1 protein-coding gene is annotated in these 1,437 nt (G+C 66.7%); it reads right to left on the bottom strand.

Translation table 11 applies throughout. The features are described 5' to 3' along the window. Positions 1 to 595: 595 nt before the first annotated feature. The gene (locus E5Z01_RS19705; protein WP_167758029.1) at positions 596 to 769 is read right to left on the bottom strand and encodes a hypothetical protein; all 174 of its coding nucleotides are present in this window, start codon (positions 767 to 769) and stop codon (positions 596 to 598) included. Between the last annotated feature and the right edge of the window lie 668 nt (positions 770 to 1,437).

The following is a 1,437-nucleotide window of genomic DNA, read 5'->3' as shown; positions in this document are numbered from 1 at the left end:
CCAGCCGGGGGCGTTCAGGTTTGACAGCGTTCTGAGGCTTTTTCACCCTGGACAGCGGGAAAGCGTCTGAGCCGCGCTTTTTTGCGGCCCTGCGCTTTCCCTGCTACCCCTTTGGGGGCGGGGGGGGAAAGCTCCCCTTCCAGGGGAAGGGGCGGGGGGGTTGGGTCTGTTCTGGTGGCCGTGCGGCCCCTGGCCGCTCTCCTGTGTTCTTGTGCTTCTGTGGGTTTGTGTTCCTGTGCGCTCGGCTCGGGTGCAGAACCGCTTCAAACCCGACGACGGGCGCACCGCCCGCCGTGACCGCAGGGAACGCCGGGGGAAGCACGGTGCGGCCCCTGGCCGCGCCTTCTCCCTTCGGCCCGCCTTATGGGCCGAATAAGCCGCGTCAGCGGCGCATGGTGGCCTGCGCCAGCATCCCCGTCAGGGGACAGGTCGCCCGCTCGCGGGCCAATCCAGAGAGGGTGGGTGGGGCTTTGGCCAGGCGCTCTGGCTGACGCTGAGGGTCACGCCGCCAAGTCGCCTTGCCCCCTGCGCCCTGGCCCGTTTTGCCATGAGCAAAAGCACCACGGGGGGCAGCGGCCCCGTGATGCTCAGGCGGTTACGGCTGGTCGTCGTCCTTCTGCGGCTTCAGCAGCAGCGTGACGATGGGAGCGAGGGCGGTGACGATGGCGAGGAATCCGGCGGTGTCTTTGTCGTTGGCGATGAGAAAGACCGCGATAGCGAGAACGAGCGCGACTAGAAAAACAGCGGCGAAAATGCTAAACTTGTTCATAGGAGTACCTCACGAAGCGCGTCTGGAACACGCGCTTTTTTGCTGCCTCGCCACGGGCTTTGCCCGCAGCTTGACCCCCTTCCGTCACCAGCGGCCCCCGTCAAGGGCTTGGGCCGCGCAAGCGGGCTGCTCTGCACCCTTGACGGGGGCCGCGTCACGGGGAACACCATGAGGAAAGCTGCGGGCAATGCGGCAAGGCGGAAGCTGAGGCTTGAACCCCGCCCAAAGCTGGAGCTTGACCCCGCTGCTGCTGAAGCCGCCCGGTGGGTGTTCCGCGCTCGGCTAGGACGACGAGCCGCCTCTAGGCCGACGACGGGCGCGGCCCCTGACGGCCTCCGGGCCGGGGGCGGTGCGGCGCGGCCTCTGGCCGCTCCTTATACAGCCGCGTCAGCGGCGTGAAGTGGCCTGCGGCAACATCTCCCGGCGCTTTTTGCCGGGGGACAAGTGGCCCGCTGCAAGCGGTAGACCTGGCTTCCCCTTGAAAATCGTCTGGGCTGGCCCCGAACACTGCCCCCCCTGCACGTCGCCGCTCGATGCCTCGCAAGAGGGGGTAGAAAAACGCTTTGCACACATCCTGCGGCCTGACGTGAGGAAGGTCGCGCTCAGGATGTTTGCGCCTTTTGCGTTTTTCTCAGGGGGAGACTTCCCCCTCCTGAATAAGCCACTGG

Origin of the sequence: Deinococcus fonticola (assembly GCF_004634215.1) — a bacterium.
Taxonomy (GTDB): Bacteria; Deinococcota; Deinococci; order Deinococcales; family Deinococcaceae; genus Deinococcus; species Deinococcus fonticola.
Note: the sequence above shows the minus strand (reverse complement) of the source record. Positions and strands in the feature narration are given on the sequence as shown.

Coding starts and splice junctions, on each gene's coding strand:
- E5Z01_RS19705 (WP_167758029.1), bottom strand. CDS start 769: ATGAACAAGTTTAGCATTTTCGCCGCTGTTTTTCTAGTCGCGCTCGTT.